Origin of the sequence: Bradyrhizobium sp. 22, from assembly GCF_000482425.1 — a bacterium.
Lineage (GTDB): Bacteria > Pseudomonadota > Alphaproteobacteria > Rhizobiales > Xanthobacteraceae > Bradyrhizobium > Bradyrhizobium japonicum_B.
In genome coordinates this window covers 1137291-1162046 of sequence record NZ_KI519400.1, presented here as the reverse complement: position 1 = coordinate 1162046, position 24756 = coordinate 1137291, and the positions used below count along the sequence as shown (strand labels likewise).

Here is a 24756-nt window from a genome sequence, read left to right as displayed (position 1 = left end):
CGCTCGCAAGTCAGCCGCTCGCAACATCCTGCGCGGCCTCGTCCTCGAACTCCGCCAGCGCCTTGCGCATGGTCTCGACCAGATCCAGCGCCACCGGCGACGGGCTGCGCTGTGCCGGGAAGACGGCGGAGAATTCGAAGTCGATGCGCGGCAGGAAGCGACGCGCAACCACGCCGCGGGTGGCGAATTCCCGCGCGGTGAAAGGGTCGCAGATCGCGACGCCGAGCCCTGACGACACCATGCCGCACATGATCTCCGACAATGTGGTCTCGACCCTCAGCACGCGGCGGACCTCGTGGCGATTGAAGACCTGGTCGACGAGATGCCGGCTCGAAGATCCCGCCGACAGCGAGATGAAGGTCTCGCCTTCGAAATCGCGCGGCTCCAGCACTTCCTTCTCCGCGAGGCGATGACCGCTCGGCAGCACCGCGACGCGCGCCGGCGCCGGCAGCCGCAGGCTCGGCAGGCCGGAATGGGCGATCGGCACCTCGGCGAAGCCGATGTCGCATTGATTGTTCAGAACCCAGTCGACCACGATCGGCGAGATCACGCCGAAGAAGGCGAGGTTGAGGTTCGGCCGCTCCTGCAGGAAGTGCCCGGCCAGCCGCGGCAGAAAGCCGTTCGCAAGCGCCGGCAGCGCGGCGATGCGCAGCGAGCCCGTGCGGCGTCCGCGGATTTCCTCGGCTGCCGCCGTGATGCGCTCGAGGCCGACGAACGAGCGCTCGACCTCGGTATAGAGCGCCATCGCCGCCGCGGTCGGCACCAGGCCGGTGCCGCGCCGCTCGAACAGCTCCATCTTCAACAGCGCCTGGAAGTCGCGCAGCAAGCGGCTGACCGCTGGCTGGGTCACCACCATCAGCTTCGCAGCCTCCGTGACGCTGCCGGTCAGCATCATCGCGCGGAAGGCCTCCACCTGCCGCGAATTGATCCGCGCCATCCCGTCGTCCAATCATAACATTTTGGCATGCAGAGGGTGCCATTATTCATTGGACGATGGAAGTATAGGTTTGCGATCTTTTTCATCAGAGCTGGAGCCAGCTCGCTTTTTCGGCAGATTGGAGGCGTTCAAACCTCCAAATCGCGCCAAAACCCGCCGAACAGGGGCCGGAGCCCTGATCTCAAGGGAATTTGCGCGGAAGGAAATGCGGAAGGCGCTCCAGCCGGATTTGTCGGCACGTCACCTCATTCCGGTATGGAGATCGGTCCACATGAAGACTTTTCGCCTTCTGACCGCGGTCAGCATCGCAGCGCTCATTGCCGCCCCGTCAGCCGCCTCGGCCCAGCAAAAGACCCTCTATATCGCCGGCTACGGCGGCTCGTTCGAGAAGACGATCCGCGACGAGGTGATTCCGGCTTTCGAGAAGGAGAACGGCGTCAAGGTCGAGTACGTCGCCGGCAACTCCACCGACACGCTGGCCAAGCTCCAGGCGCAGAAGGGCAACCAGCAGATCGATGTCGCCATCGTCGACGACGGCCCGATGTACCAGGCGATCCAACTCGGCTTCTGCAGCAAGCTCGAGGGACTGCCGGCCGATCTCTACGATACCGCCCGCTTCAAGGACGACCGTGCAGTCGCGATCGGCATCGTCGCCACCGGCCTGATGTACAACACCAAGGTGTTCAAGGAGAAGGGCTGGGCACCGCCGACCTCGTGGAATGATCTGAAGGACCCGAAATACGCCAAGCAGCTCGTGATCCCGCCGATCAACAACACCTACGGCCTCGAGGCGCTTGTGATGCTGTCGAAGATGAACGGCGGCGGCGAGACCAACGTCGAGTCCGGCTTCAAGATCTTCAAGGAACAGATCAATCCGAACGTGCTCGCCTACGAGCCGTCGCCGGGCAAGATGACCGAGTTGTTCCAGTCCGGCCAGGCCGTGATCGCGGTGTGGGGCACCGGCCGCGTGCAGAGCTTTGCCAACACCGGCTTTCCCGTCGACTTCGTGTATCCCAAGGAAGGCGCGGCGACGCTGCTGACCACGGCGTGTCCGATCAACAAGCCGAACGCCTCGCCGCTCGCCGCGAGCTTCGTCAAGATGCTGCTCGATCCGAAGATCCAGCTCGTGCTGCTGAAGGATTACGGCTACGGCCCCGTGCTGAAATCGCTGGTGATCCCGCCCGAGCTCGGCAAGATGGCGCCGATCGGCGAGCGTGCGGCCAAGCTCTACAATCCGGACTGGACCGTCATCAACGAGAAGCGCGAGGAGTGGACCAAGCGCTGGAATCGCGAGGTCGAGCGCTGATCGGTCGCGGCGGAGACAGCGTCATGGCCTATCTCGAGCTCGATCGGGTCGCAAAGCAGTTCGGCGCGCAGACCGTGGTCGACGACTTCAGCCTGTCGGTGGGGAAGGGAGAGTTCATCTCCTTCCTCGGCCCGTCCGGCTGCGGCAAGACCACGACGCTGCAGATGATCGCGGGCTTCCTTGATCCCACGCGTGGCACCATTCGCCTCGAAGGCAAGGACCTGACCGCGATCCATCCGGCCAAGCGTGGCCTCGGCATCGTGTTCCAGAGCTACGCGCTGTTTCCGCACATGACCGCGGCGGAGAACGTCGCCTTTGGCCTCGAGATGCGTAACGTGCCGCGAGGCGAGCGGGCCGAGCGCGTTCGCTCCGCGCTCGCGATGGTCGGCCTTGCCGGCTTTGAGGACCGCCATCCCCGCCGCATGTCCGGCGGCCAGCAGCAGCGCGTGGCGCTGGCGCGCGCGCTGGTGATCAAGCCGAGCGTGCTGCTGCTCGACGAGCCGCTGTCGAACCTCGACGCCAAGCTGCGCGAGGAAATGCAGATCGAGCTGCGCCAGATCCAGCGCACCGTCGGCACCACGACGATCCTGGTCACCCATGACCAGAACGAGGCGATGTCGCTGTCCGACCGCATCGTGGTGATGAGCCAGGGCAAGATCGAGCAGATCGGCACGCCGCAGGAGACGTATGAGAAGCCGGCCTCCGCCTTCGTCTCGCAGTTCCTCGGCAAGACCAATGACTTTGCCGGGACCATCGACCGCACCGCGGCGCCCGCGCAGCTGGTGGCGGGCTCCTGGAGCGCACCGGCGCCGGCAGGGCTGAATGGTCCGGTCACCGTCAGCATTCGCCCCGAAAGAATCGGCTTCGGCGATGCCGGCCTCAGCGCCAAGATCATCACGCGGATTTTCCAGGGCAATCACTGGCTGTTTCAGTGCGAGAGCGAGTGCGGTCCGGCGATCGTGATCCGCCAGAACGACGGCAAGGCGCAACCGGCCGAAGGCGAGGCCGTTCGTCTCACCTGGCGTCCCGAGGACATGAGCGTGCGTGCGAGGACTGCCGCATGAGCATGGCCGCCGAGGAGCGCAGCACGCGCGCGCCGTGGGCGCTGACGGCGCCTGCCTTGATGCTGTTCGTCGGCGTGCTCCTGATCCCGCTGGCGATGACGGTGATGCTGTCGTTCCACGATTGGGGCCAGTACAAGGGCATCGAGCCGGTCTTCATCCTCAAGAACTGGCACGAGATCGCGACCGATCCCTATTACGCCGAAATGTTCTGGCGGACGTTTCGCGTCGCGATCCTGACGACACTCCTCACTGCCGTGTTGGGCGCCCCCGAAGCCTATATCCTCAACCGCATGAGCGGCCGCTGGAAGAGCTTTTTCCTGCTGGTCATTCTCGGGCCGCTCTTGATCTCCGTGGTGGCGCGTACGCTCGGCTGGGCGCTGCTGTTCGGCGGCAACAACGGCCTCGTCAACAAGCTCCTGATGTCGCTCGGGGTGATGCGCTCCCCCATTCCCTTCATGTTCACCGAAACCGGCATGGTGATCGCGCTGGCGCACGTCATGATGCCGTTCATGGTGCTGTCGGTGTGGGCAGCGCTGCAGCGGCTCGATCCGCAGATCGAGAACGCGGCGATGTCGCTCGGCGCCGGTCCCGTCACCACCATCCGCCGCATCATCATGCCGCAGATCATGCCGGGCGTGCTGTCGGGGGCCATCATCGTGTTCTCGCTCTCGGCCAGCGCGTTTGCGACGCCCGCGATCATCGGCGGCCGCCGGCTCAAGGTTGCCGCGACGCTGGCCTATGACGAATTCCTCAACACCCTGAACTGGCCGCTCGGAGCTGCGGTCGCGACGCTCCTGCTGGTCGCGCTGGTCTTCATCGTCGTCGGCAGCAACGCGCTGATCGAGCGGCGCTATGCGGAGGTGTTCCGATGAGACGGAACGGCCCGCTGGCGCTGATCTTCCACACCATCTTCGTCGTCATCATGGTGGCACCGATCCTGGTGGTCTGCCTCGTCGCCTTCACGCCCGAGGGTTTCCTGTCGCTGCCGACCAACGGCTTCTCCTTGCGCTGGTTCAGGACCATCGCGAACTATCCCGAATTCATTCACGCCTTCTGGGTCAGCCTTGGGTTGGGGGCGCTCTCGTCCTTCGTCGCGCTGCTGTTCGCGGTGCCGGCGGCGCTCGCGATCGCGCGCTATCGCTTCCGCGGACGCGATGCGCTGGCGGCGCTGTTCCTGTCGCCGCTGATGATCCCGCATGTCGTGCTCGGCATCGCCTTTCTGCGCTTCTTCACCTCGGCCGGCATCGGCGGCAGCTTTGCCGCGCTGATCATCGCCCATGTCATCATCGTGTTTCCGTTCGCGCTGCGGCTGACGCTCGCGGCGGCGACGGGGATGGACCGCACGGTCGAGATGGCCGCGGTCTCGCTCGGCGCCGGCGGCTGGACCCTGTTTCGCCGCGTGACGTTGCCGCTGATCCTGCCCGGCGTCATCAGTGGTTGGGCGCTGGCCTTCATCCAGTCCTTCGATGATCTGACCATGACCGTCTTCCTCGCCGCGCCCGGCACCGAGACATTGCCGGTGCGCATGTTCCTTTACATCCAGGACAACATCGATCCGCTGGTAACGTCGGTCTCGGCCTGCGTGATCGCGATCACCATGACCGCCCTCATTCTGCTCGACCGCTTCTACGGGCTCGACCGCGTGCTCGCCGGCAAGGGCGATACGGGGCGATAGGAGAACCCATGTCAGGAGAATATGACGTCGCCGTCGTCGGCGGCGGGCTGCTCGGCTCCGCCATTGCCTGGGGCCTCGGCCGGCTCGGCAAGACGGTCGCCGTGCTCGACGAAGGCGACATCACCAAGCGAGCCTCGCGCGCGAACTTCGCGCTGGTCTGGGTGCAGAGCAAGGGACTCGGCATGCCCGCCTATACGGTGTGGACCGTGCGGGCGTCGCAGGCCTGGGGCCGACTGGCGTCCGAACTGAAGCAGCAGACCGGGCTCGACGTCTGCCTCCAGCAGAATGGCGGCTTTCACCTCACCCTCGGCGAGGACGAATTCGGCCAGCGCACCGAGCTGGTCGCGCGCATGCACAACCAGACCGGCGCGGCCGACTACAGGATGGAGATGCTCTCCGCATCCGACGTGAAGAAGTCGCTGCCGCTGATCGGCCCCGAGGTCTCCGGCGGCAGCTATTGCCCGCTCGACGGCCACGTCAATTCGCTGCGCACGTTCCGCGCGTTCCATACCGGCTTCAAGGCGTTCGGCATCGACTATCTGCCGGAGCGGCCGGTCTCCGCGATCGGCAAGAGCGGCGGCGAATTCCGCCTGACCACGCCGAAGGGCGAGCTGCGCGCCGCCAAGGTGGTGCTGGCCGCCGGCAACGCCAACCAGACGCTGGCGCCGATGGTCGGTCTCCATGCCCCGATGGGTCCGACCCGCGGCCAGATCGTGGTGACCGAGCGCACGGTGCCGTTCCTGCCGCACCCGCTGACGACGATCCGCCAGACCGACGAAGGCACGGTGATGATCGGCGACAGCAAGGAGGACGAGCTCGACGACCGCGCGCTGAAGCATTCGATCAGCGCGGTCATGACCGATCGTGCCCAGCGCATGTTCCCGCATCTGTCGCGGCTCAACGTGGTCAGGAGCTGGGCCGGCATCCGCGTGATGCCGCAGGACGGCTTTCCGATCTACGACCAGTCAAAGACGCATCCCGGCGCCTTCGTCGCCTGCTGCCATTCCGGCGTGACGCTCGCCTCCAACCACGCTTTCGAGATCGCGCGCATGGTCGTGCAGGGCGCGCTCGAGCCCGAGCTGGTCGGCGCGTTCTCGGCGAGCCGTTTTGGCGGCGCGGGCGCGGCGAACAACAGCGGTTACTAGAGATTTCAAGGAGCCACGAGGCATCCCATGTTCAAGAGATCCGAGCAGGACAAACGCCCACCGGTGCAGATCTTCGTCGACGGCGTGGCCGTCGCGGCGCGCCAGGGCGACACCGTCTCCGCGGCGCTGCTGGCCTCCGGCGTCGACGCACGGCGTTCCACCGCGGTCAGCGGCGCACCGCGTCTGCCCTATTGCATGATGGGCGTGTGCTTCGACTGCCTCGTCACCATCGACGGCGTCGGCAATCGGCAGGGCTGCCTGGTGCCCGTCGCCGAAGGCATGCAGATCGAAATCCAGAAGGGCAAGCGGGAGATCGGAAAATGACTGTGGCTCCCGAGCGCGAAAATTACGACGTCGTGGTGATCGGCGCCGGCCCCGCCGGCCTTGCTGCTGCCGCAACATCCGCCGAGGCCGGCCTCTCGACGCTGCTGCTCGACGAGAACATCGGCCCCGGTGGTCAGGTGTTCCGCGCGATTTCGTCGACGCCGGTTGCCGAGCGCAACCAGCTTGGCGCCGATTATTGGATCGGGGCCGATCTCGTCCAGTCGCAGCGCGCCAGCAGCGCGGAAGTCATCCAGCGTGCCACCGTCTGGAGCCTCGACCGCAATCTGGATATCTCCGTCTCGATCGGCGGCGCTTCGGCCTTCATCAAGGCCAAGCGCGTGATTCTCGCGACCGGCGCGCTGGAGCGGCCATTCCCGATTCCCGGCTGGACGCTGCCGGGCGTGATGACAGCAGGCGCCGCGCAGACCATGCTGAAATCCTCGGCGCTGGTGCCCGACGGCCGCACGGTGATCGCCGGACAGGGCCCGCTGCTCTGGCTGCTCGCCGCGCAGATCCTGCGCCTTGGCGGCCGCATCGACCGCATCCTCGACACCACCGAGCGCGGCAATTATTTCGCCGCGCTGCCGCACGCCTTCGCCTTCCTGACCTCGCCCTATTTCGCCAAGGGCCTGTCGATGATGCGCGAGGTCAAGGCGAAGGTGCAGGTCGTCTCCGGCATCACCGAGCTCTCGGCATCCGGTGAGGGCCAGCTTGCCAGCGTCAGCTATGTCGCGGGCGGCAAGCGCGAGACCATCGCTGCGGACCTGTTGCTGCTGCATCAGGGCGTCGTGCCCAACGTCAATCTGGCGATGTCCGCCGGTATCGAGCATCGCTGGGATGATCTGCAATTGTGCTGGTCGCCGGTGCTCGATGCGAGCGGCAGCTCGTCGGTCGCCGGCATCGCAATTGCCGGCGACGGCGCCGGTATCGGCGGTGCGAGCGCCGCCGTGGTGCGCGGCCGCATCGCGGCGCGCGCGGCGGTGGAAGCGCTGTCGCCCGCGGCTGCGGCGAAGCTCGCGCCGATGGCAACGCTCCGCGCCGATCTCGCCAGGGCCGAGCGCGGCCGCGTCTTCCTCGACACGCTGTTCCGGCCTGGGCCGCAGTTCCGGATTCCCTCGGGCGACACCATCGTCTGCCGCTGTGAGGAGGTCACCGCAAAGGACGTCCTCGATTCCGTCGCGATCGGCGCGACCGGGCCGAACCAGCTCAAGGCCTACCGCCGCACCGGCATGGGCCCGTGCCAGGGCCGGCTCTGCGGCCTCACCGTCACCGAGCTGATGGCGCAGGCGCGCGGAAAGACGCCGCAGGAGATCGGTTATTACCGGCTGCGCGCGCCGGTGAAGCCGATCACGCTCGCCGAGCTCGCCGCCGTTCCCAAGAGCGAGGCGGACGTCAAGGCGGTGGTTCGCGGATGACCCAAAACGTGGATGCGATCGTCGTCGGCGGCGGCATCCACGGATGCTCGACTGCGCTGCATCTGTGCCTCGCCGGCCTGAAGCCGGTGCTGATCGAGAAGGACTATGCCGGCCGCCACGCCTCGGGCGTCAATGCCGGCGGGGTGCGCCAGCTCGCGCGGCACATCCCCGAGATTCCGCTCTCGATCCGTTCGATGGGAATCTGGGAGAAGATCGCAGATCTCGTCGACGACGATTGCAGCTTCGAAAGCTACGGCCAGGTGCTGGTCGCGGAAAACGAGGAGGAGCTGGCGGCCTGCCGCGCCCGCGTGGCCGAGCTCAACGCGCTGGGCTTCACCCACGAGGAACTGATCGGCGCTGCTGAACTACGTCGTCTGGTGCCCGCGGTTGCCGAGACCTGTCCCGGCGGAATCGTGTCGCGTCGTGACGGCGCCGCCAATCCGGCGCAGACGACGACGGCGTTCAGGCGCAAGGCCGAGCGGCTGGGCGCGACCGTGCGTGAGGGTGTCGCGGCCGGCAACATCCGGCACCGTGACGGGCTCTGGCATGTCGATGTCGGTCCTGAAACCTTCGCCGCGCCGGTGCTGGTCAATGCCGCCGGCGCCTGGGCGGGCAGGATTGCCGCCGATCTCGGCGAGCCCGTTCCGGTCGAGACCGTGGCGCCGATGCTGATGATCACCTCGCGCGTGCCGCACTTCATCGATCCCGTCGTGATCCTGCGCGGGCGCAAGCTTTCGTTCAAGCAGTTCAAGAACGGCACCGTGCTGATCGGCGGTGGCCATCTGGCGAGGCCCTATCAGGACCGCAACGAGACGGTGCTCGACTGGAAGAGCCTCGCGACCAGCGCGCAGACCGTGTTCGAGCTGTTTCCGGTGATGCGCAGCGCCTCCATCGTCCGCGCCTGGGCCGGCATCGAGGCGAAGATGAAGGACGATATTCCGGTGTTCGGTCCGAGCAGCCGTCACAAGGGCCTCTATCACCAGTTCGGCTTCTCGCTGCACGGCTTCCAGCTCGGCCCCGGCGCCGGCGCCGTGATGGCCGAGCTGATCGTCAGCGGCGGCACCCAGACCCGAATCGGCGATCTCGGCATCGACCGCTTCCATCCTTCCACGCTCTAACAAGAGGACATCATGAGCATCACCCGCAGTATTCGCACGCCCATCATGCACCGCGCCGTCGAGGCCAACGGCTTCGTCTTCCTCGGCGGCACCATCGCCGACGACACTTCGGTCTCGATGGGCGAGCAGACCCGCAACATCCTCGGCAAGATCGCCGGCTATCTGAAAGAAGCGGGAACCGACAAGAGCCGCGTCGTCAGCGCCTCGATCTTCGTCACCGATCTTTCCAAGAAGAAGGAGATGGATGCGGCCTGGACCGAGTTCTTCGGCGACAATCTGCCGACCCGCGCCACTGTCGGCGTCGCCGATCTCGGGGGCGGCGCGCTGATCGAGGTCGTGGTCACCGCGCTGAAGGGCTGATCGCGCTTGCCAAAGGGGGACGACAGCGCCCCTCACGCTGTCGCCTCATCGCGCCGCGCCTTGATATCGCCCTTCGAAGGGAATACTGAGAGGCTCTCAAACAGGAAATTCGCAGCCATGGATTCGACCCCGACCGCAAAGCCCATCCGCCTTGCCCACGGGGAGTTCCATGCCTGCCTCCGTCATCCTGTCGAACCTGTCGCTGGCCACGCCTGACGGCCGTTCTCTTGTCTCCAATCTCGATCTGACATTCGCGGCCGAGCGGACCGGTCTCGTCGGCCGCAACGGCGTCGGGAAAACGACGCTGCTTGCGTCGATCTCAGGGGAGCATCTTCCTCATTCCGGACGCGTTCTGGTCAATGGCAGCATTGGATTGCTGCGCCAGGATGCGCAGTTGCCCGCGGGGGCGAGCGTGGCCGATCTGTTCGGCGTCGGGCCGGCGCTCCAACTGCTGCGCCGTGCCGAGCGGGGCGACGCGTCGATCGACGATCTCGCGGCGATCGACTGGACGCTCGAAGCTCGGCTGGTAGCCGCGCTGGCGCGCCTCGGCTTCGATCTGTCTCCCGATACGGAGCTGTCGCGTCTGTCCGGCGGTCAGATCACGAGGGTCCGGCTCGCGGCCCTGATCTTCGCCGAACCGGACTTCCTGCTGCTGGACGAACCCACCAATAATCTCGATCAGGCTGGACGCGAGGCCCTGACCTGTCTCCTGGCAGCGTGGCGCGGCGGTGCGATCGTGGTCAGCCATGATCGGAGCCTGCTCGAGACCATGGATGCGATCGTCGAGCTGACGTCGCTTGGGGCCGCGCGCTACGGCGGCAACTGGAGCAGGTTTCGCGAACAGAAAGCCGTCGAGCTTGCTGCTGTCAGGCACGATCTCGCGCACGCCGAGAGGCGCCTGTCCGAGATCGACGGGAAGGCGCAGCAGGCGGCGGAGAAGAAAGCGCGCAAGGACAGCGGCGGCCGAAAAAAGCGCGCCAAGGGCGACATGCCGCGCATCCTGGCCGGCGCGCGGAAGGATCGCAGCGAGGATAGTGGCGGCAAGACCGCGCAAATCGCCGAGCGGCAGCGCGCGGAAGCGCTCGAGGCCGCCGCCGCGGCGCGCCGGCGCATCGAGATTCTCCAGCCGCTCTCCGTCAAGTTGCCCGCGACCGGCCTGCCGGCGGGCAGGGAGGTGCTTTGGCTCGACCGCGTCAGCGCCGGCTACCGACCTGAGCAGCCGGTCCTGCGCGATCTCTCGTTCGCCGTCGTCGGACCGGAGCGGGTCGCGCTGGTCGGGCCCAACGGCTCCGGCAAGACGACGGTGCTCAAACTCATCGCGGGCGAACTGCGTCCGCTCTCAGGGATCGTGCGGGTCAGGCCGGATTTCGCGCTGTTCGATCAGAAAGTCAGTCTGCTCGACCCGGGGCTCTCCATTCTGGATAATTTTCGCCGTCTCAACCCGAAGGCGGGCGCGAACGAGTGCCATGCCGCACTGGCCCGGTTCATGTTCCGCGCCGATGCCGGCTTGCAGGTCGTCGGAAGTTTGAGTGGCGGGCAGATGTTTCGGGCGGGCCTGGCCTGCGTGCTCGGCGGCCCGCGGCCGCCGTCGCTGCTGATCCTGGACGAGCCGACCAATCATCTCGACCTCGAATCCATCGAAGCCGTGGAAGCGGGCTTGCAGGCCTATGATGGCGCGCTGCTCGTCGTCAGTCATGACGAAGCGTTCCTGCAGGCGATCGCGATTGCACGACGGATCGATGTCGCCGCCAGGGCGCTGCCCGTCGATGGCGGGATCGTCTGATCCCGCCGGAGCGCGGTCTGGATTTGGTAGTGATTCTCAAAAACCCGACGCCCTGCCCCCAGCGCGTCGGGTGGAAAAAACGAGTATCAATCCGTGATCTCAATGCGATTGTTGTGACGCGTGCCGCACCAATTTTCTACTCCGGGAAACTACCGCGTGGGAACCGGTCGTCTTCGCCAGAGCAGCGTCGCCGGCGATCGCGATCAGCACCTGGGCGTAGAGGATCCTGGACCAGGGCTGCTGCCAGCGGCCGCTGGCTGGCTGGACCGCGACTTGTGTCATAGAGTGGGCCGGGGACGCAGTCTTGCAGGATCTGGATCTTGCATGACCTGCACGATGTGATGCCGCCGCAGAAGTGACAATCACATTCTTGCCTGTTTGCACGACGATCGATCGCTGCACCGCAATTGGGGGGAACATGGCGACTGCAACCGACTCCGACCGGCAAGCGCAAGGCTATTTTCCGCGGTGGAAACTCAAGACCGCGGGCGTGATCATGCCGGAGGAGCGGCTGGCCTGGGGGCAGACCATTGTCTCCGGTCTCCAGCATTGCGTCGCGATGTCCGGCGCCACGATCATCGCCCCGCTGCTGATGGGATTCGATCCCAACGTCGCGGTGCTGTTCTCGGGCATCGGCACGCTGATCTTCTTCGTCATCGTCGCCGGGCGCGTGCCGAGCTATCTCGGCTCCAGCTTCGCGTTCATCGCCGTCGTCATCGCCGCCACCGGCTATGCCGGGCAGGGGCCGAATCCCAATATTTCGGTCGCGCTCGGCGGCATCATCGGCGCCGGCGTGCTGTACGGCGTGATCGCGCTGATCGTGATGTGGTCGGGCGTCGGCTGGATCGAGCGCTTGATGCCGCCGGCCGTCACCGGCGCGGTGGTCGCCGCCATCGGCCTCAATCTCGCGCCCGTTGCGGTCAAGTCGGTGAGCGCCGGCGCCTTCGACACGGCAATCGGGCTCGCGACTGTTCTGATCATCGGTGTGGTGGCCGTTGCAGCTCCAGGCCTTTGGCGAAGGTTGCCGATCATCCTCGGCGCGATCGGCGGATATGTCTTGTATCTGCTGTTCGCGAACGGGCTCGGCTTCGGCAAGCCGATCGACTTCACCCCGCTTTCGGCCGCGCCCTGGCTCGGCCTTCCGAACTTCACCGCGCCGACGTTCCAGGCCGATGCCATCTTCTTGATCGCGCCGGTCGCGATCATCCTCGTTGCCGAGAACCTCGGCCACATCAAGGCCGTCGGCGCCATGACGGGCCGCAGTCTCGACGCCTATCTCGGACGCGCCCTGTTCGCCGACAGCCTCGCGACGATCGTCGCCGCCTCCGGCGGCGGCACCGGCGTCACCACCTATGCCGAGAATATCGGCGTCATGGCGGCGACGAAAGTCTATTCGACCCTGCTGTTCGCCTTCGCGGCCCTCGTGTCCATCCTGCTCGGCTTCTCCCCGAAGTTCGGCGCGCTGATCCTGTCGATCCCGGGACCGGTCATTGGCGGCCTCTCGATCGTGCTGTTCGGACTGATCGCGGCGATGGCGGGCCGGATCTGGGTCGAGAACAAGGTCGACTTTGCAAATCCTGCAAACCTGATCACCGTCGCCGTGGCATTGATCGCGGGCGCGGGCGATCTCACGCTCAAATTCGGCGCGTTCACGATCGGCGGAATCGGCACCGCAACCTTCGGTGCCATCATTCTCTACCAGATTCTGACCTCGCCACTCGCGCGCCGTGCGGAATGAAATGCGCGGTAGGGATGGAACAAAAAGCGCCTCCCGTCGATGATGAGGCATTCCGGAGAGAACCCATGCCGCAACCCGATCGCTCGACTTCGTTTCCCTCGCGCCTCGTCGGCCACTATGCGCTGGTGACCGGCGCCTCACAGGGCATCGGCCGCGCCGTCGCCGTCAGGCTCGCGCAGGAAGGTGCGACCGTCGCCATCAACTATTTCGAGAACGAGGAGCGGGCGGAGGAGACGCTCGCGCTCGCCCGGGCAGCTTCGAGCGAGCGCGGCCACGGCGAGCCCGATCATTGCATCGTCAAGGCCAATGTCGGCGACGAGCGGGACATCGCTGCGATGTTCGAGGCGATCTTTTCGCGCTGGAAGCGACTGGATTGTCTGGTCAACAACGCCGGCTTCCAGCAGGAATCGCCGAGCGAGGCGCTCGACGTCGAAACCTATCGCCGCATCATCGACGTCAACCTGAACGGCGCCGTGCTGTGCGCGCAGCAGGCACTTGCGCATTTCGTCAAACGCGGCGGCGGCGGCAGCATCATCAACTGCTCCAGCGTGCACCAGATCATTCCGAAGCCCTTCTATCTCGCCTATTCGATCAGCAAGGGCGGTATGGCCAATTTGACGCGCACGCTGGCGCTCGAATTTGCCGGCCGCGGCATTCGCGTCAATGCCGTCGGGCCCGGCGCGATCGATACGCCGATCAATGCGGCCTGGACCGGCGACCCCGACAAGCGCGGCGTTGTCACCAGCCACATTCCGATGGGGCGCGTCGGCACGCCGGAGGAGATCGCCGCCGTGTTCGCCTTCCTCGCCTCGGAGGATGCGAGCTACATCACGGGGCAGACGATCTATGCCTGCGGAGGCCTGACGCTATTCCCCGAATTCCGGGAGAATTGGGCAAGCTGAACGTCAGCCTTGGCCACGCGCATCGGCGGCCGCCAGTCCGCGGAGAAATCAGGACGGTTTGGGGGCTGCGGCGCCGTGTGCTATCGACCGTGGGCGACGCGGCCGTTATTGGCAAGCGCCGACACAAGACGGGCTCGTGACCACATCCATCAACATCAACGCCTATAGTGACGCACTGGTGGTCCTCGGCACCGCCGGCGTCGTGGTGCCGATTGTCCGCCATTGGGGCATCAATCCGGTGCTGGGCTATCTCGGCGCCGGCGCCATTCTCGGTCCGCTCGGGCTCGGCTCGCTCGTGCGAGAAATCCCGTTCCTGTACTGGTTTACGGTGACGGACGCGCAGAACGTCGAGGGTATCGCCAATCTCGGCATCGTCTTCCTGCTCTTCCTGATCGGCCTCGAGCTGTCTTTCCGGCGGCTCGTCACGATGCGGCGTCTGGTGTTCGGCCTCGGTGGCCTGCAGGTGCTGGTGACGTCCGCGATGATTTTCGGCGTGGCGCTTCTCTCCGGGCAGAGCTCCGATATGGCCGTCGTCCTCGGCGCCAGCCTTGCGCTGTCCTCTACCGCGATCGTGCTCGAGCTTCTGTCCGGTGAGAAGCGGCTTGCGACCACGACCGGGCGCGCCAGCTTCGCGGTGCTGATTGCCCAGGATCTCGCGGTGGTTCCGATTCTGGTTTTCGTCTCGGTGCTCGGCGCGGACAGCGGCGGCTCCGTCCTGGCGCACATCTCCAGCGCGATCCTGAAGGCCGCGCTGGCGGTCGCTGTCCTCATCCTGCTCGGACGGCTGCTGATGCGTCCGCTGTTCCAGATGGTTGCGGGCACCCATTCGACCGAGTTGTTTGTCGCCGCAACCCTGTTCGTCATCGTCGGCGCAGGACTGGCCGCGCACCAGGCTGGCCTGTCGATGGCGCTCGGAGCCTTCGTTGCAGGACTGATGCTGGCGGAAACGGAGTATGGCAAAGCCATCGAGGCCACCGTTGAGCCGTTCAAGGGCCTGCTGCTCGGCATCTTCTTCTTCACCGTCGGCATGGCCATCGACTTTCGCGTGTTCTTGCGCGAGCCGGGCTGGCTGCTGACCGCCGTTGTCGGCATTCTCGTCGGCAAGGCGATCGTGCTCATCGCCCTCGGCCGCCTCTTCAGGCTGTCATGGTCCGCGGCGATCGAGATCGGATTCCTGCTGAGCCCAGTCGGCGAATTCGCTTTCGTCAGCATCGGAATGGCCGCGGCCGGAGGCATGATCGAGCCCCGCGTGTCGAGCTTCGCCGTGGCCGTCACCGCCGTGACGATGGCGTTGACGCCGCTTCTGGGTATGCTCGGGCGACGATTGGCCGCGAGGCTGAGCAGCGAACGCACGCCCGATCCTGAACTCGCGGTTCGCCCGCCCGGCGACCGGGCGCAGGCCATCGTGGTCGGCTATGGCCGCGTCGGCAAGGTGGTCTGTTCGCTGCTGACAGGCCACGGCCTGAACTACATCGCGGTCGATCACGAGGCGGTCGCCGTGGCACGCGACCGCCGCGACGGCCACAAGGTCTATTTCGGCGATGCGACCGAGCCGGGCTTCCTCGAAGCTTGCGGCCTGATGCAGACGACCGGCGTGATCATCACCATCCAGTCGCGGCCGGCGATCGATGCCGTCGTCGAGCGAATCCGCGCGGTGCGCCCGGACGTGCTGATCGTCTCACGGGCGCGGGATGCCGAGCATGCCCGCCACCTCTATGCGATCGGCGCAACCGATGCGGTGCCGGAGACCATCGAGGCGAGCCTGCAGCTTTCCGAGGCCGCGCTGGTCGGCCTCGGCGTTGCGGTCGGGCATGCGATCGCCTCGGTGCACGAGAAGCGGGACGAATTCAGGCTGACGCTGCAGCAGGCCGCGCGCAAGGCGGACCCGGAGGGATCCCGCCCATCGGCTATCGCAGGCCGCCACGATCGGCGGCATTGATCTGGCAACACCGCGTCGCGCCGACTACATAGGGGCCATGTCAAACCCGCCGCTCCAGCACTTCATCGACCGGCACGAACGGCTGTTCGTGCTGACCGGCGCCGGCTGCAGCACCAATTCGGGCATTCCTGACTATCGCGACAGCCATGGCAATTGGAAGCGGACCCAGCCGGTCAACTTCCAGTCTTTCATGTCGGACGAGCATACACGGCGGCGCTATTGGGCACGCAGCCTGATCGGCTGGCGGCGGTTCGGTCAGGCCAGGCCGAACGACGCGCATCACGCGCTGGCCCGGCTCGAGGCGAACGGGCGGTGCGGGATGCTGCTGACCCAGAACGTCGACCGGCTGCATCAATCCGCCGGCCACCGCCAGGTGATCGACCTGCACGGCCGGCTCGATCTGGTCCGCTGCATGGGCTGCGGCCGCAAGACGTCGCGGAGCGAATTCCAGGATGCGCTCGGCCGCGCCAATGCGCAATGGCTGACGCTCGATGCAGCCGATGCTCCCGATGGCGACGCCGATCTGGAGCGCGAGGATTTCTCGTCCTTCCAGGTACCTCCCTGCGAAACTTGCGGCAGCATCCTCAAACCCGACGTCGTGTTTTTCGGCGAGAACGTGCCGCGCGACGTCGTCGCCACCGCGCAGGATCATCTGGCGCAGGCCGACGCCATGCTGATCGTCGGCTCGTCGCTGATGGTCTATTCCGGCTTCCGCTTCGTACAGGCTGCAGCGCAGCGCAACATTCCGATCGCGGCCATCAATCTCGGCCGCACCCGCGCCGATGATCTGCTGACGCTCAAGGTCGAGGAGCGCTGCGAGACGGCGCTTGCATTCCTGCTCTGATCTCACGCGCGGCGAACACGCCTTGCCTATTGCATAGGTGCCGCGCAAAATAGCCGGGCGCGCGTTCCTGCATGCCTCATGGCACGGGAATTGCTGCGTTTTCGCTCGCAATCTTTGACGACCAGCACGGAGAATTTGGAATGCTTGAGGGAGCCGAGGTGCGGCTTGCCGTCGATATCGGTGGGACGTTCACGGATATCGTGCTGGACGTGGGTCACGACCGCAAGACACGCAAGCTGCTGACGACGCCGCAGCGGCCCGAGCAGGCGGTGCTCGACGGCATGCGTCTCATCCTCGCCGATGCGCGTGCCCATATCAGCGACATCGATGTCTTCATTCACGGCACCACGCTGGCGACCAACGCGATCATCGAGCGCCGCGGTGCCAAGACCGCCCTGATTGCGACCGAAGGCTTTCGCGACGTGCTCGATATCGGCACCGAGAGCCGCTACGACCAGTACGATCTCAGCATCGACAAGCCGAGGCCCCTGGCGCCGCGCAGCCTGCGTTTTACCGTTCCCGAGCGGGTCGACGCCCACGGTGCCGTCCGCCTCCCGCTTGACGAAGCGTCGGTACGCGCACTCGCGCCGAAGCTGCGCGAGCTGGGCGTCGAGAGCGTCGCTATCGCCTTCCTGCACTCCTACGCCAATCCCGAGCACGAGCGACGTGCCGCCGCGATTTTGGCCGAGGAGATGCCCGGCGTCTCGGTGACGGTATCCTCCGCCGTCTGTCCGGAGATCCGCGAGTATGAGCGCACATCGACGGCGGTTGCGAATGCCTATGTGCAACCCCTGATCGATGGCTATCTCGCCCGCATGGCCGACGCCTTGCAGGTCGAGCAGTTCCGCGGCGCGATCTACCTCGTCACCTCCGGTGGCGGCGTCACCTCGATCGAGACCGCGCGGCGCTTTCCGGTGCGCCTCGTCGAATCCGGCCCCGCCGGCGGCGCGATCTTCGCGGCGCAGATCGCGGCAAGGCTCGGAGAGAGCAAAGTGCTATCCTTCGACATGGGCGGCACCACCGCAAAGATCTGTCTGATCGAGAAGTACCAGCCCGAGACGTCGCGCGTGTTCGAGGTCGATCGCGCCGCGCGCTTCCTCAAGGGCTCCGGCCTGCCGGTGCGCATTCCCGTGATCGAGATGGTCGAGATCGGCGCCGGCGGCGGTTCGATCGCCCATGTCGATGCCATGAAGCGCGTCACTGTCGGCCCGGAGAGCGCCTCGTCGGAGCCTGGCCCCGCCTGTTACGGTCGCGGCGGCCAGCGTCCGGCGGTGACGGATGCGGATGTTGCGCTGGGCATGATCGATCCCGACGCGTTCGCGGCCGGCACGATCAAGCTCGATCCGGAGCTGTCGAAGCAGGCGCTGCTGCGCGATGTCGGCGAGCCGCTCGGCTTGTCCGCGGAAACCGCGGCCTATGCAGTGCACGAGGTCGTCTGCGAGAACATGGCGAGTGCGGCGCGCGTCCATGCGGTCGAGCGCGGCGAAATCGTCGGCCAGCATACGTTGGTCGCCTTCGGCGGTGCTGCGCCGCTGCATGCGGCGCGTGTCGCCGAGAAGATCGGCGTCTCCCGGGTGATCGTGCCGTCGAATGCCGGCGTCGGCTCGGCCGTCGGCTTCCTGGCCGCGCCGATCGCCTATGAGTTGGTGCGCAGCCGCCATGTCCGGCTCGACGATTTCGACACCGAGGCGGTCTCCGAGCTGTTGCAGGAGATGGTGGCCGAAGCGCGCGCATTGGTTGAGCCTGGCGCGGCGGGTGCGCCGGTGCGCGAACGCCGGGCCGCCTTCATGCGCTATGTCGGTCAGGGCCATGAGATCTCCGTCGAGCTGCCGAACCGGCGGCTGACGGTGGCCGATCTCGCCGGCCTGCGCCGGAAGTTCGAGGCCGATTATGCGGCGATGTTCGAGCGCTCGATCCCGGGCGCCGCGATCGAGGTGCTGAGCTGGTCGGTGCTGGCGACCACGGAGGCACGCAATCCGCCCGCGGTCGCAGCCGTCGCGCGCAAGCCGGCGGGCAAGGCCGTCGGCAGCCGAAAATTCTTCGACGGCCGGGCAGGCGAGGTGATCGAGATTCCGCTCTATCGCCGCGAGGACATGGCACCGGGCGCGACCATCGCGGGTCCGGCCGTGATCGCGGAAGACGAGACCTCCACCTTCGTCTCCACCAATTTTGACGCCCATATCGACGGTGCCGGCAGCATCGTCATGGAACGAAAGGCGGCCTGATCATGAGCAAGGCAAATGGCGCGAGCCTGATCGACCTTCAGATCATGTGGCACCGGCTGATCGCCGTGGTCGAGGAGCAGGCGCAGGTGCTGCTCCGCACCGCCTTCAGCCCGATCGTGCGCGAATGCGGCGACCTCTCGGCCGGCGTGTTCGATCTTAGGGGACGCATGCTGGCGCAGGCGGTGACCGGCACGCCCGGCCACGTCAACTCGATGGCGGAATCGGTCAAGCACTTCATCGCCCACTTCCCGATCGAAACGATGAAGGAGGGCGATGCCTATATCACCAACGATCCCTGGATGGGGACCGGCCATCTCAACGACTTCGTCGTCACCACGCCCTGCTTCAAGGACGGCAAGCCGGTGGCGCTGTTCTCCTGCACCAGCCATCTCATGGACATCGGCGGCATCGGCTTCGGCCCCGACGCCACCGACGTGTTCATGGAAGGGCTCTACATCCCCATGCTGAAGTTGATCGACCAGGGCGTCGTCAACGAGACGCTGATGGCGATGATCCGCACCAACACGCGGCTGCCGATCGACACCGAGGGGGACACCTATTCGCTCGCCGGCTGCAACGACGTCGGCTGCGAGCGCCTGGTCGAGATGATGACCGAGTTCGGCATCGACACGCTCGACGAGCTCGGCGACTATATCTGCGATCGCTCGCGCGAGGCCGTGCTGGCCGAGATCGCGAAGCTGCCGAAGGGCAGCTGGCGCAACACCATGGTGGTCGACGGCTATGATGCCCCGGTGACGCTGGCGGCGACGCTGACGATCTCGGATGCGGGCATCCACGTCGATTTCGACGGCACATCCGCGGCCTCGAAGTTCGGCATCAACGTGCCCTTGTCCTACACCACCGCCTACACCGTGTTCGGCCTTGGCTGCGTGGTCGCCTCGCAGATTCCGAACAATGCCGGCTCGCTTTCGCCGCTGACGGTGTCGGCGCCGGCGGGTGCGATCCTCAATGCGCCCAAGCCCGCGCCGGTCGCCTCGCGGCACATCATCGGCCAGATGCTGCCCGACGTGGTGTTCGGTTGCCTGCGCCAGATCATTCCGGAGCGCGTGCCGGCGGAAGGCACCTCGTGCCTGTGGAACCTCAACGTCCGCGGCCAGACGCGCAGCGGCGTCGGCGGCAATTACGGGTTCTCGATGGCGGTGACCTCCAATGGCGGCACCGGTGCGCGCTTCGGCAAGGACGGGCTGTCGGCCACCGCGTATCCCAGCGGTGTGCGCGGCACCCCGGTCGAGATTGCCGAGACGCAGACGCCGCTGATCTTCTGGCGCAAGGAGCTGCGTCCGGATTCCGGCGGGGCGGGGCGCACCCGCGGCGGTCTCGGCCAGATCATCGAGGTCGGCAGCGGCGTCGATGCGCCGTTCGACATCCTGGCGGCATTCGACCGCATCGATCATCCGCCGCGCGGCCGCGATGGGGGCAAGAACGGCGAGGCCGGCTATGTCGGCCTCAAGTCCGGCAAGAAGCTGCGCGGCAAGGGCTTCCAGCAGGTGCCGCCGGACGACCGGCTGGTGGTGCTGACGCCCGGAGGCGCCGGCATCGGCGATCCCGCGATGCGCGAGCGTGCGGCGGTCAAGGACGATATCGACAGCGGGCTGGTGTCCGCCGCGAATGCGGCTGCAGTTTATGGCTACGCGCGCTGACGCGTCAGCGCGCTTGGATCAACGGAGGGGTGCAATGATCACGCGACGGAACTTCACCGCGGGCGCAGCGACGCTGCTCGCCGCAGGCCATATCTCGACCCGTGCGCGGGCGGCGACGACGAGCTGGGACATGTCGACGGTCTGGCCCGACGGCAATTTCCACACCCAGAACGCGATGGCTTTCGCCGAGGAGGTGAAGAAGCAGACGGGCGGCTCGGTCGCGATCACCGTGAAAGCCGGCGGCCAGCTCGGCTTCAAGGGGCCCGAGCATTTGCGCGCCGTGCGCGACGGCCTGGTGCCGCTCGCCGACGTCCTCAACATCCAGCAGGTCGGCGACGAGCCCTTCATGGGCGTCGAGAGCATCCCGTTCCTGTGCGGCTCCGTGGACGAGCTCAAGGTGCTGCACAAATACGTGCGGCCCGAATACGAGAAGATTGCCGCGCGCAACAACCAGAAGATCCTCTACATCGTGCCGTGGCCGACGCAATATCTGCACCTCAAGGCGAAGGTCTCCGACGTCGAGGGCCTGAAGAACATCAAGATCCGCGTGCCCGACAAGAATGCGGTCGAAATGCTGAATGCGATCGGCATGGCGGCGGTGATGATCCCCTGGGGCGAAACCATTCCCGCGCTGGCCTCCGGCGCGGTCGCCGGCGTCTCCACCTCGTCGGTGTCGGGCGTCGACGGCAAGTTCTGGGAATTCCTGAAATACGTCTACCCGACCAACCACGTCTGGTCGTCGCAGATGCTCACCGTCAATCTCGAGTCCTGGAAGGCGCTTCCCGCCGATCAGCAGAAGCTCGTCGCGGACATTGCCGCAAAGATGGAGCCGGGCTTCTGGGCGAACTCGCTCAAGGCCGATGTCGACAGCCTCAACCGCCTCAAGGAGGGCGGCATGGAGGTGGTGCCGGTATCGGACGCGATGATGACGGACATCCGCGCCAAGACCGCGCCGCAGCTGGATGCCTTCCTCAAGCGCGTGCCGGCGGCCGACAAGCCGGTGCGGGCCTATCTTGCCGAAATGAAGCGCGGCTGAGGGCGGAGGCGTGGTGAGCGTTTCGTCCGAAGCACCGCAGAGCCTCAACGCAGCGGCACCAGTGCCGCTGCGCATCCTGCTCGACGGCATCGATCGTCTCGGCCGGCTCGACGGGTGGATCGGCGGCTTCTGCCTGTTGATGCTGACCCTGCTGATGCTGTGCGAGGTTGCCACCCGTTTCCTGTCGAACTTCCTGCCGTTCTTCCCGCCGAGCATCTCGATCGCGTGGGAATATTCGTCCTATCTGATGGCGGCGTCGTTCACCTTCGGTGCGGCCATGACCTTGCGCGTCGGCGGGCACATCCGCGTCGTGCTGCTGCTGAAGAACGTGCCGGTTCCGGTGCAGCGCGCGCTCGAGATTCTCTCGGCGGCGGCCGGCTTCGCCTTCATGGCGTTCCTGACCTCGGCCATGGCGAAGTTCGCCTTCGCCGCCTACACGCGCGGCCAGGTCTCGACTTCCAGCGATACGCCGCTGTGGTTTCCGGAAGCCGTCGTCACCTTCGGCATGCTGCTGCTCACGCTCCAGTTCCTGGCGCGCGCGATCCAGGCCGCGCTCGGCCTGCCGCTGGAGGATCATCGCATGAAAGCCTCGCCCGTCGAATGACCGCTTTGCCCGCAGCCGGATTCAAGCTCGCATGACCATCGAAGTCGTTGCCCTGTTCGCGATGCTGTTTGCGCTGCTGGCGTGCGGCGTCTGGATCGGCCTGACGCTCGCGCTCACCGCGACGCTGCTGCTCGCGATGTTCCGTTCGATCCCGCTCGACAAGCTGCTGCCGCAATACGCCTGGAACATCCTGACCACGCAGGAGCTGCTGGCGCTGCCGCTCTTCATCCTGATGGGCGAATTGCTGTTTCGCACCCGCCTGTCGCGCTCGCTGTTCCAGGGGCTCGCGCCCTGGGCCGGTCTGCTGCCCGGCCGCCTGCTGCATGTCAACGTGATCGGCTGCACCATCTTTGCGGCGATCTCCGGCTCCTCGGCCGCGACCACGCAGGTGATCGGCCGCATGTCGCTCAACGAGCTCACGCGCCGCGGCTATTCGCGCGACATCGCGATCGGCTCGCTCGCCGGCGCCGGCACGCTCGGCTTCCTGATTCCGCCGTCCAACATCATGATCATCTACGGCGTGCTCGGCGACGTCTCGATCCTGAAGCTGTTCACGGCTGGCGTGCTGCCGGGCTTCCTGCTCGCCGCCACCTTCATGGCCTGGGTGATGCTGCACACGAGTCTCAATCGCACGATGGTGCCGGAGACTGAAGCCAAGCTTTCGCAGGTGCCGTGGAGCGAGCGCTTCGCGGCGTTGAAGGACCTCGCGCCGGCGCTGTTCCTGATCGCCTGCGTGCTCGGCTCGATGTATGGCGGGCTCGCCACGCCGTCGGAAGCCGCCGCCGTCGGCGTGCTCGGCGCGGCGCTGGTGGCCTGGGCGCAGGGGGCGATGTCCCAGCAGGTGATGCGCGACGTCTTGATCGGCTCGATCGTCACCTGCTCGATGATCGCATTGATCGTGCTCGGGGCCTCGATGCTCGGCAACGCCGCGGCCTTCCTCGGCATCCCGCAGGCGGTGGCCGCCTTCGTCAAGGGGCTCGGCCTGTCGCCGTTCATGCTGATCGTGGTGCTGATCGCCTTCTATCTCGTTCTCGGCTGCTTCCTCGACGGCTTCTCGATGATCGTGATGACGTTGCCGATCGTGCTGCCGATCGTGAAGGGGGCGGGCTTCGACGAGATCTGGTTCGGCGTGTTCCTGGTGCTCGCCGTCGAGATGGCGCAGATCACCCCGCCGGTCGGCTTCAACCTGTTCGTGATCCAGGGCCTGACCGACGACGGCCTCGGCTACATCGCGCGCGTCACGATGCCGTACCTTATGATCATGATCGGCTTCGTGCTGCTGCTGACGCTGTGGCCCGGCATTGTCACGATCCTGCCGCGGGTGCTGTACGGGTGATCGACATCTCGCCGGCGAGTCCCGAGCAAGGCCGCCTACCTCGCCTACCATCCGTTGTGCCTCCCGACGGGCAAAACACCCCAGCGCTGGGTCGATAGCGATCGCCAAAAATATTCGTATTTACAGAAATTCGCTTTTGTCGTACAAGCTCGGACATCCCGCCCGCCACAAGGGGCGTTTCGCGATCGTCACGAGACGCGGGCCGGGATGCGGTGGCCGCGACGGCGTCGGCGCGCGATGGGGCTTGCAGGGCGGGAAACCGTGAGCAGCGACAGGCGCGATACGACACGGCGCTGACAGCGTCCCTTGTTCGGTCTCGGCAGTGAGCGCACGCCAGCTGTCGGGAACGCGGGCGGGGATGTGCGCGGACGGAGAAGTCGTGTGGTCCTGACGCCCGGGGTTCTGGCGTCAAGTCATGTGGTGATGCTCGCGGCTCAACCGGGCACGCACATCAGCCATCTGCATGGCGACGGGGGCAATAGTGCAACGCTCCCCGGGGAGAGCACGAAGGACACCGTGAAAACCATCGCGCAGGGAAGGCCGGGCGACCGGCATCACCTGTCGTCCACCCCGTGCGCGTTCTTTTCGCACACGCGGGACTTCGGGTGCCAGCCGGCGCCCGGCCTTCCCTGCGCCCTTGCTTTCAAAAGGGCGGAAGAGGCAGCAAAGCTCGGGCGAATCAAGCCGCGAGGATGAGAAGGTATGTCTATCGCCTGAAATCGGTCTCGTGCCCCGGACGCAGCGCAGCGCGCCCCCGGCGATGCGAAGCATCGTCCGGTCCGGCGTGGTGCGTTGCAGAGCCGGGGCCCATGCATCAGCGGAGTGTGGAGCCTGCTGGGTCCCGGCTCTGCGCAGCAGCGTAAGAACGCTGCAGCGCGTCCGGGACACGTGAGACGCGTGCCAACGCAATGTCACCTCCCCACACTCCGTCATTGCGGGGAGCTCAGCGACAAAATTGCGGAGCAATTTTGCGCAGACGCGACGAAACAATCCAGACTGCCACCGCCGAGGGATTCTGGATTGCTTCCGCCTTCGCCAAGGCTTCGGCGGACAGGTCGCTGCGCTCGCACTGACGGGAGTCCCGCTTCGTCTCAACGATTCTACCGCGCGTGCTGTACGGCTAGCTGCGAACGAGAAGCGGCTGCAAGGTTGGTGCGATCAGAGCTGCGACGCGCGATCGGGAACGCGCGTGACTTTGCGAGGCGGACCTTGACCATCCAGCGGTTGCTACCGTTCTGCGGTCTCCCGCATTGGATGCGTTTTTGCCGAAAATAATCTGTTGCAGCGTCATTTCACTGTGCGATCGGTTCGGGAAATTTAGGCAAATTAAATCCTTGGGCGCTT

At 66.1% G+C, this 24756-nt stretch carries 20 protein-coding genes; 19 read left to right on the top strand and 1 reads right to left on the bottom strand.

Annotation, left to right across the window (positions count from 1 at the left end):
- Positions 1-10: 10 nt before the first annotated feature.
- A complete protein-coding gene (locus K410_RS0130815; RefSeq protein WP_028138440.1) occupies positions 11-937 on the bottom strand; it encodes a LysR substrate-binding domain-containing protein in 927 nt (308 codons plus the stop codon).
- A gap of 271 nt (positions 938-1208) precedes the next feature.
- On the opposite strand from K410_RS0130815, the gene K410_RS0130810 reads away from it, so the two are divergent.
- From K410_RS0130810 to K410_RS0130710, 19 genes are all read left to right on the top strand, one after another.
- Positions 1209-2243, top strand: coding sequence for an ABC transporter substrate-binding protein (locus K410_RS0130810; protein WP_028138439.1), 1035 nt, complete (start codon positions 1209-1211; stop codon positions 2241-2243).
- Between the two features lie 23 nt (positions 2244-2266).
- Positions 2267-3307, top strand: coding sequence for an ABC transporter ATP-binding protein (locus K410_RS0130805; RefSeq protein ID WP_028138438.1), 1041 nt, complete (start codon positions 2267-2269; stop codon positions 3305-3307).
- The gene (locus tag K410_RS0130800; RefSeq protein WP_028138437.1) at positions 3304-4179 is read left to right on the top strand and encodes an ABC transporter permease; all 876 of its coding nucleotides are present in this window, start codon (positions 3304-3306) and stop codon (positions 4177-4179) included. The genes K410_RS0130805 and K410_RS0130800 overlap by 4 nt, the downstream gene beginning before the upstream one ends.
- Positions 4176-4982 carry an ABC transporter permease gene (locus tag K410_RS0130795; protein WP_028138436.1) on the top strand — a complete coding sequence of 269 codons (807 nt, stop codon included), beginning with the start codon at positions 4176-4178 and terminating at the stop codon, positions 4980-4982. The genes K410_RS0130800 and K410_RS0130795 overlap by 4 nt, the downstream gene beginning before the upstream one ends.
- Positions 4983-4990: 8 nt before the next feature.
- Positions 4991-6127, top strand: coding sequence for an NAD(P)/FAD-dependent oxidoreductase (locus K410_RS0130790; RefSeq protein WP_028138435.1), 1137 nt, complete (start codon positions 4991-4993; stop codon positions 6125-6127).
- Between the two features lie 27 nt (positions 6128-6154).
- Complete coding sequence (locus tag K410_RS0130785; RefSeq protein WP_028138434.1) at positions 6155-6451, top strand: (2Fe-2S)-binding protein; 297 nt, start codon at positions 6155-6157, stop codon at positions 6449-6451.
- Positions 6448-7866: an FAD/NAD(P)-dependent oxidoreductase gene (locus tag K410_RS0130780; protein WP_028138433.1), complete on the top strand. Its 1419-nt coding sequence runs from the start codon at positions 6448-6450 to the stop codon at positions 7864-7866. Before K410_RS0130785 ends, K410_RS0130780 begins: the two co-directional genes overlap by 4 nt.
- Positions 7863-8984 carry an NAD(P)/FAD-dependent oxidoreductase gene (locus K410_RS0130775; protein WP_028138432.1) on the top strand — a complete coding sequence of 374 codons (1122 nt, stop codon included), beginning with the start codon at positions 7863-7865 and terminating at the stop codon, positions 8982-8984. The genes K410_RS0130780 and K410_RS0130775 overlap by 4 nt, the downstream gene beginning before the upstream one ends.
- Positions 8985-8996: 12 nt before the next feature.
- Entirely contained in the window at positions 8997-9344 is a 348-nt protein-coding gene (locus K410_RS0130770; RefSeq protein WP_028138431.1) for a RidA family protein, read from the top strand.
- A 169-nt stretch (positions 9345-9513) separates the two neighbouring features.
- Positions 9514-11127, top strand: a complete 1614-nt coding sequence (locus tag K410_RS0130760) for an ABC-F family ATP-binding cassette domain-containing protein (RefSeq protein WP_028138430.1) — start codon at positions 9514-9516, stop codon at positions 11125-11127.
- 418 nt (positions 11128-11545) lie between these two features.
- Positions 11546-12865 (top strand): solute carrier family 23 protein, encoded by a 1320-nt coding sequence (locus K410_RS0130750; RefSeq protein ID WP_028138428.1) that lies wholly within the window; start codon positions 11546-11548, stop codon positions 12863-12865.
- Between the two features lie 65 nt (positions 12866-12930).
- Positions 12931-13767, top strand: a complete 837-nt coding sequence (locus K410_RS0130745) for an SDR family oxidoreductase (RefSeq protein ID WP_028138427.1) — start codon at positions 12931-12933, stop codon at positions 13765-13767.
- A gap of 136 nt (positions 13768-13903) precedes the next feature.
- A complete protein-coding gene (locus K410_RS0130740; protein WP_028138426.1) occupies positions 13904-15706 on the top strand; it encodes a cation:proton antiporter domain-containing protein in 1803 nt (600 codons plus the stop codon).
- A 37-nt stretch (positions 15707-15743) separates the two neighbouring features.
- Positions 15744-16550 (top strand): NAD-dependent protein deacetylase, encoded by an 807-nt coding sequence (locus tag K410_RS0130735; RefSeq protein WP_028138425.1) that lies wholly within the window; start codon positions 15744-15746, stop codon positions 16548-16550.
- A gap of 140 nt (positions 16551-16690) precedes the next feature.
- Complete coding sequence (locus K410_RS0130730) at positions 16691-18775, top strand: hydantoinase/oxoprolinase family protein (RefSeq protein WP_028138424.1); 2085 nt, start codon at positions 16691-16693, stop codon at positions 18773-18775.
- A 2-nt stretch (positions 18776-18777) separates the two neighbouring features.
- Entirely contained in the window at positions 18778-20436 is a 1659-nt protein-coding gene (locus tag K410_RS0130725) for a hydantoinase B/oxoprolinase family protein (protein ID WP_028138423.1), read from the top strand.
- 34 nt (positions 20437-20470) lie between these two features.
- Positions 20471-21472 carry a TRAP transporter substrate-binding protein gene (locus K410_RS0130720; protein ID WP_028138422.1) on the top strand — a complete coding sequence of 334 codons (1002 nt, stop codon included), beginning with the start codon at positions 20471-20473 and terminating at the stop codon, positions 21470-21472.
- 10 nt (positions 21473-21482) lie between these two features.
- Positions 21483-22076 (top strand): TRAP transporter small permease subunit, encoded by a 594-nt coding sequence (locus K410_RS0130715; RefSeq protein ID WP_028138421.1) that lies wholly within the window; start codon positions 21483-21485, stop codon positions 22074-22076.
- A 31-nt stretch (positions 22077-22107) separates the two neighbouring features.
- Positions 22108-23412: a TRAP transporter large permease gene (locus K410_RS0130710; RefSeq protein WP_028138420.1), complete on the top strand. Its 1305-nt coding sequence runs from the start codon at positions 22108-22110 to the stop codon at positions 23410-23412.
- Positions 23413-24756 lie beyond the last annotated feature (1344 nt).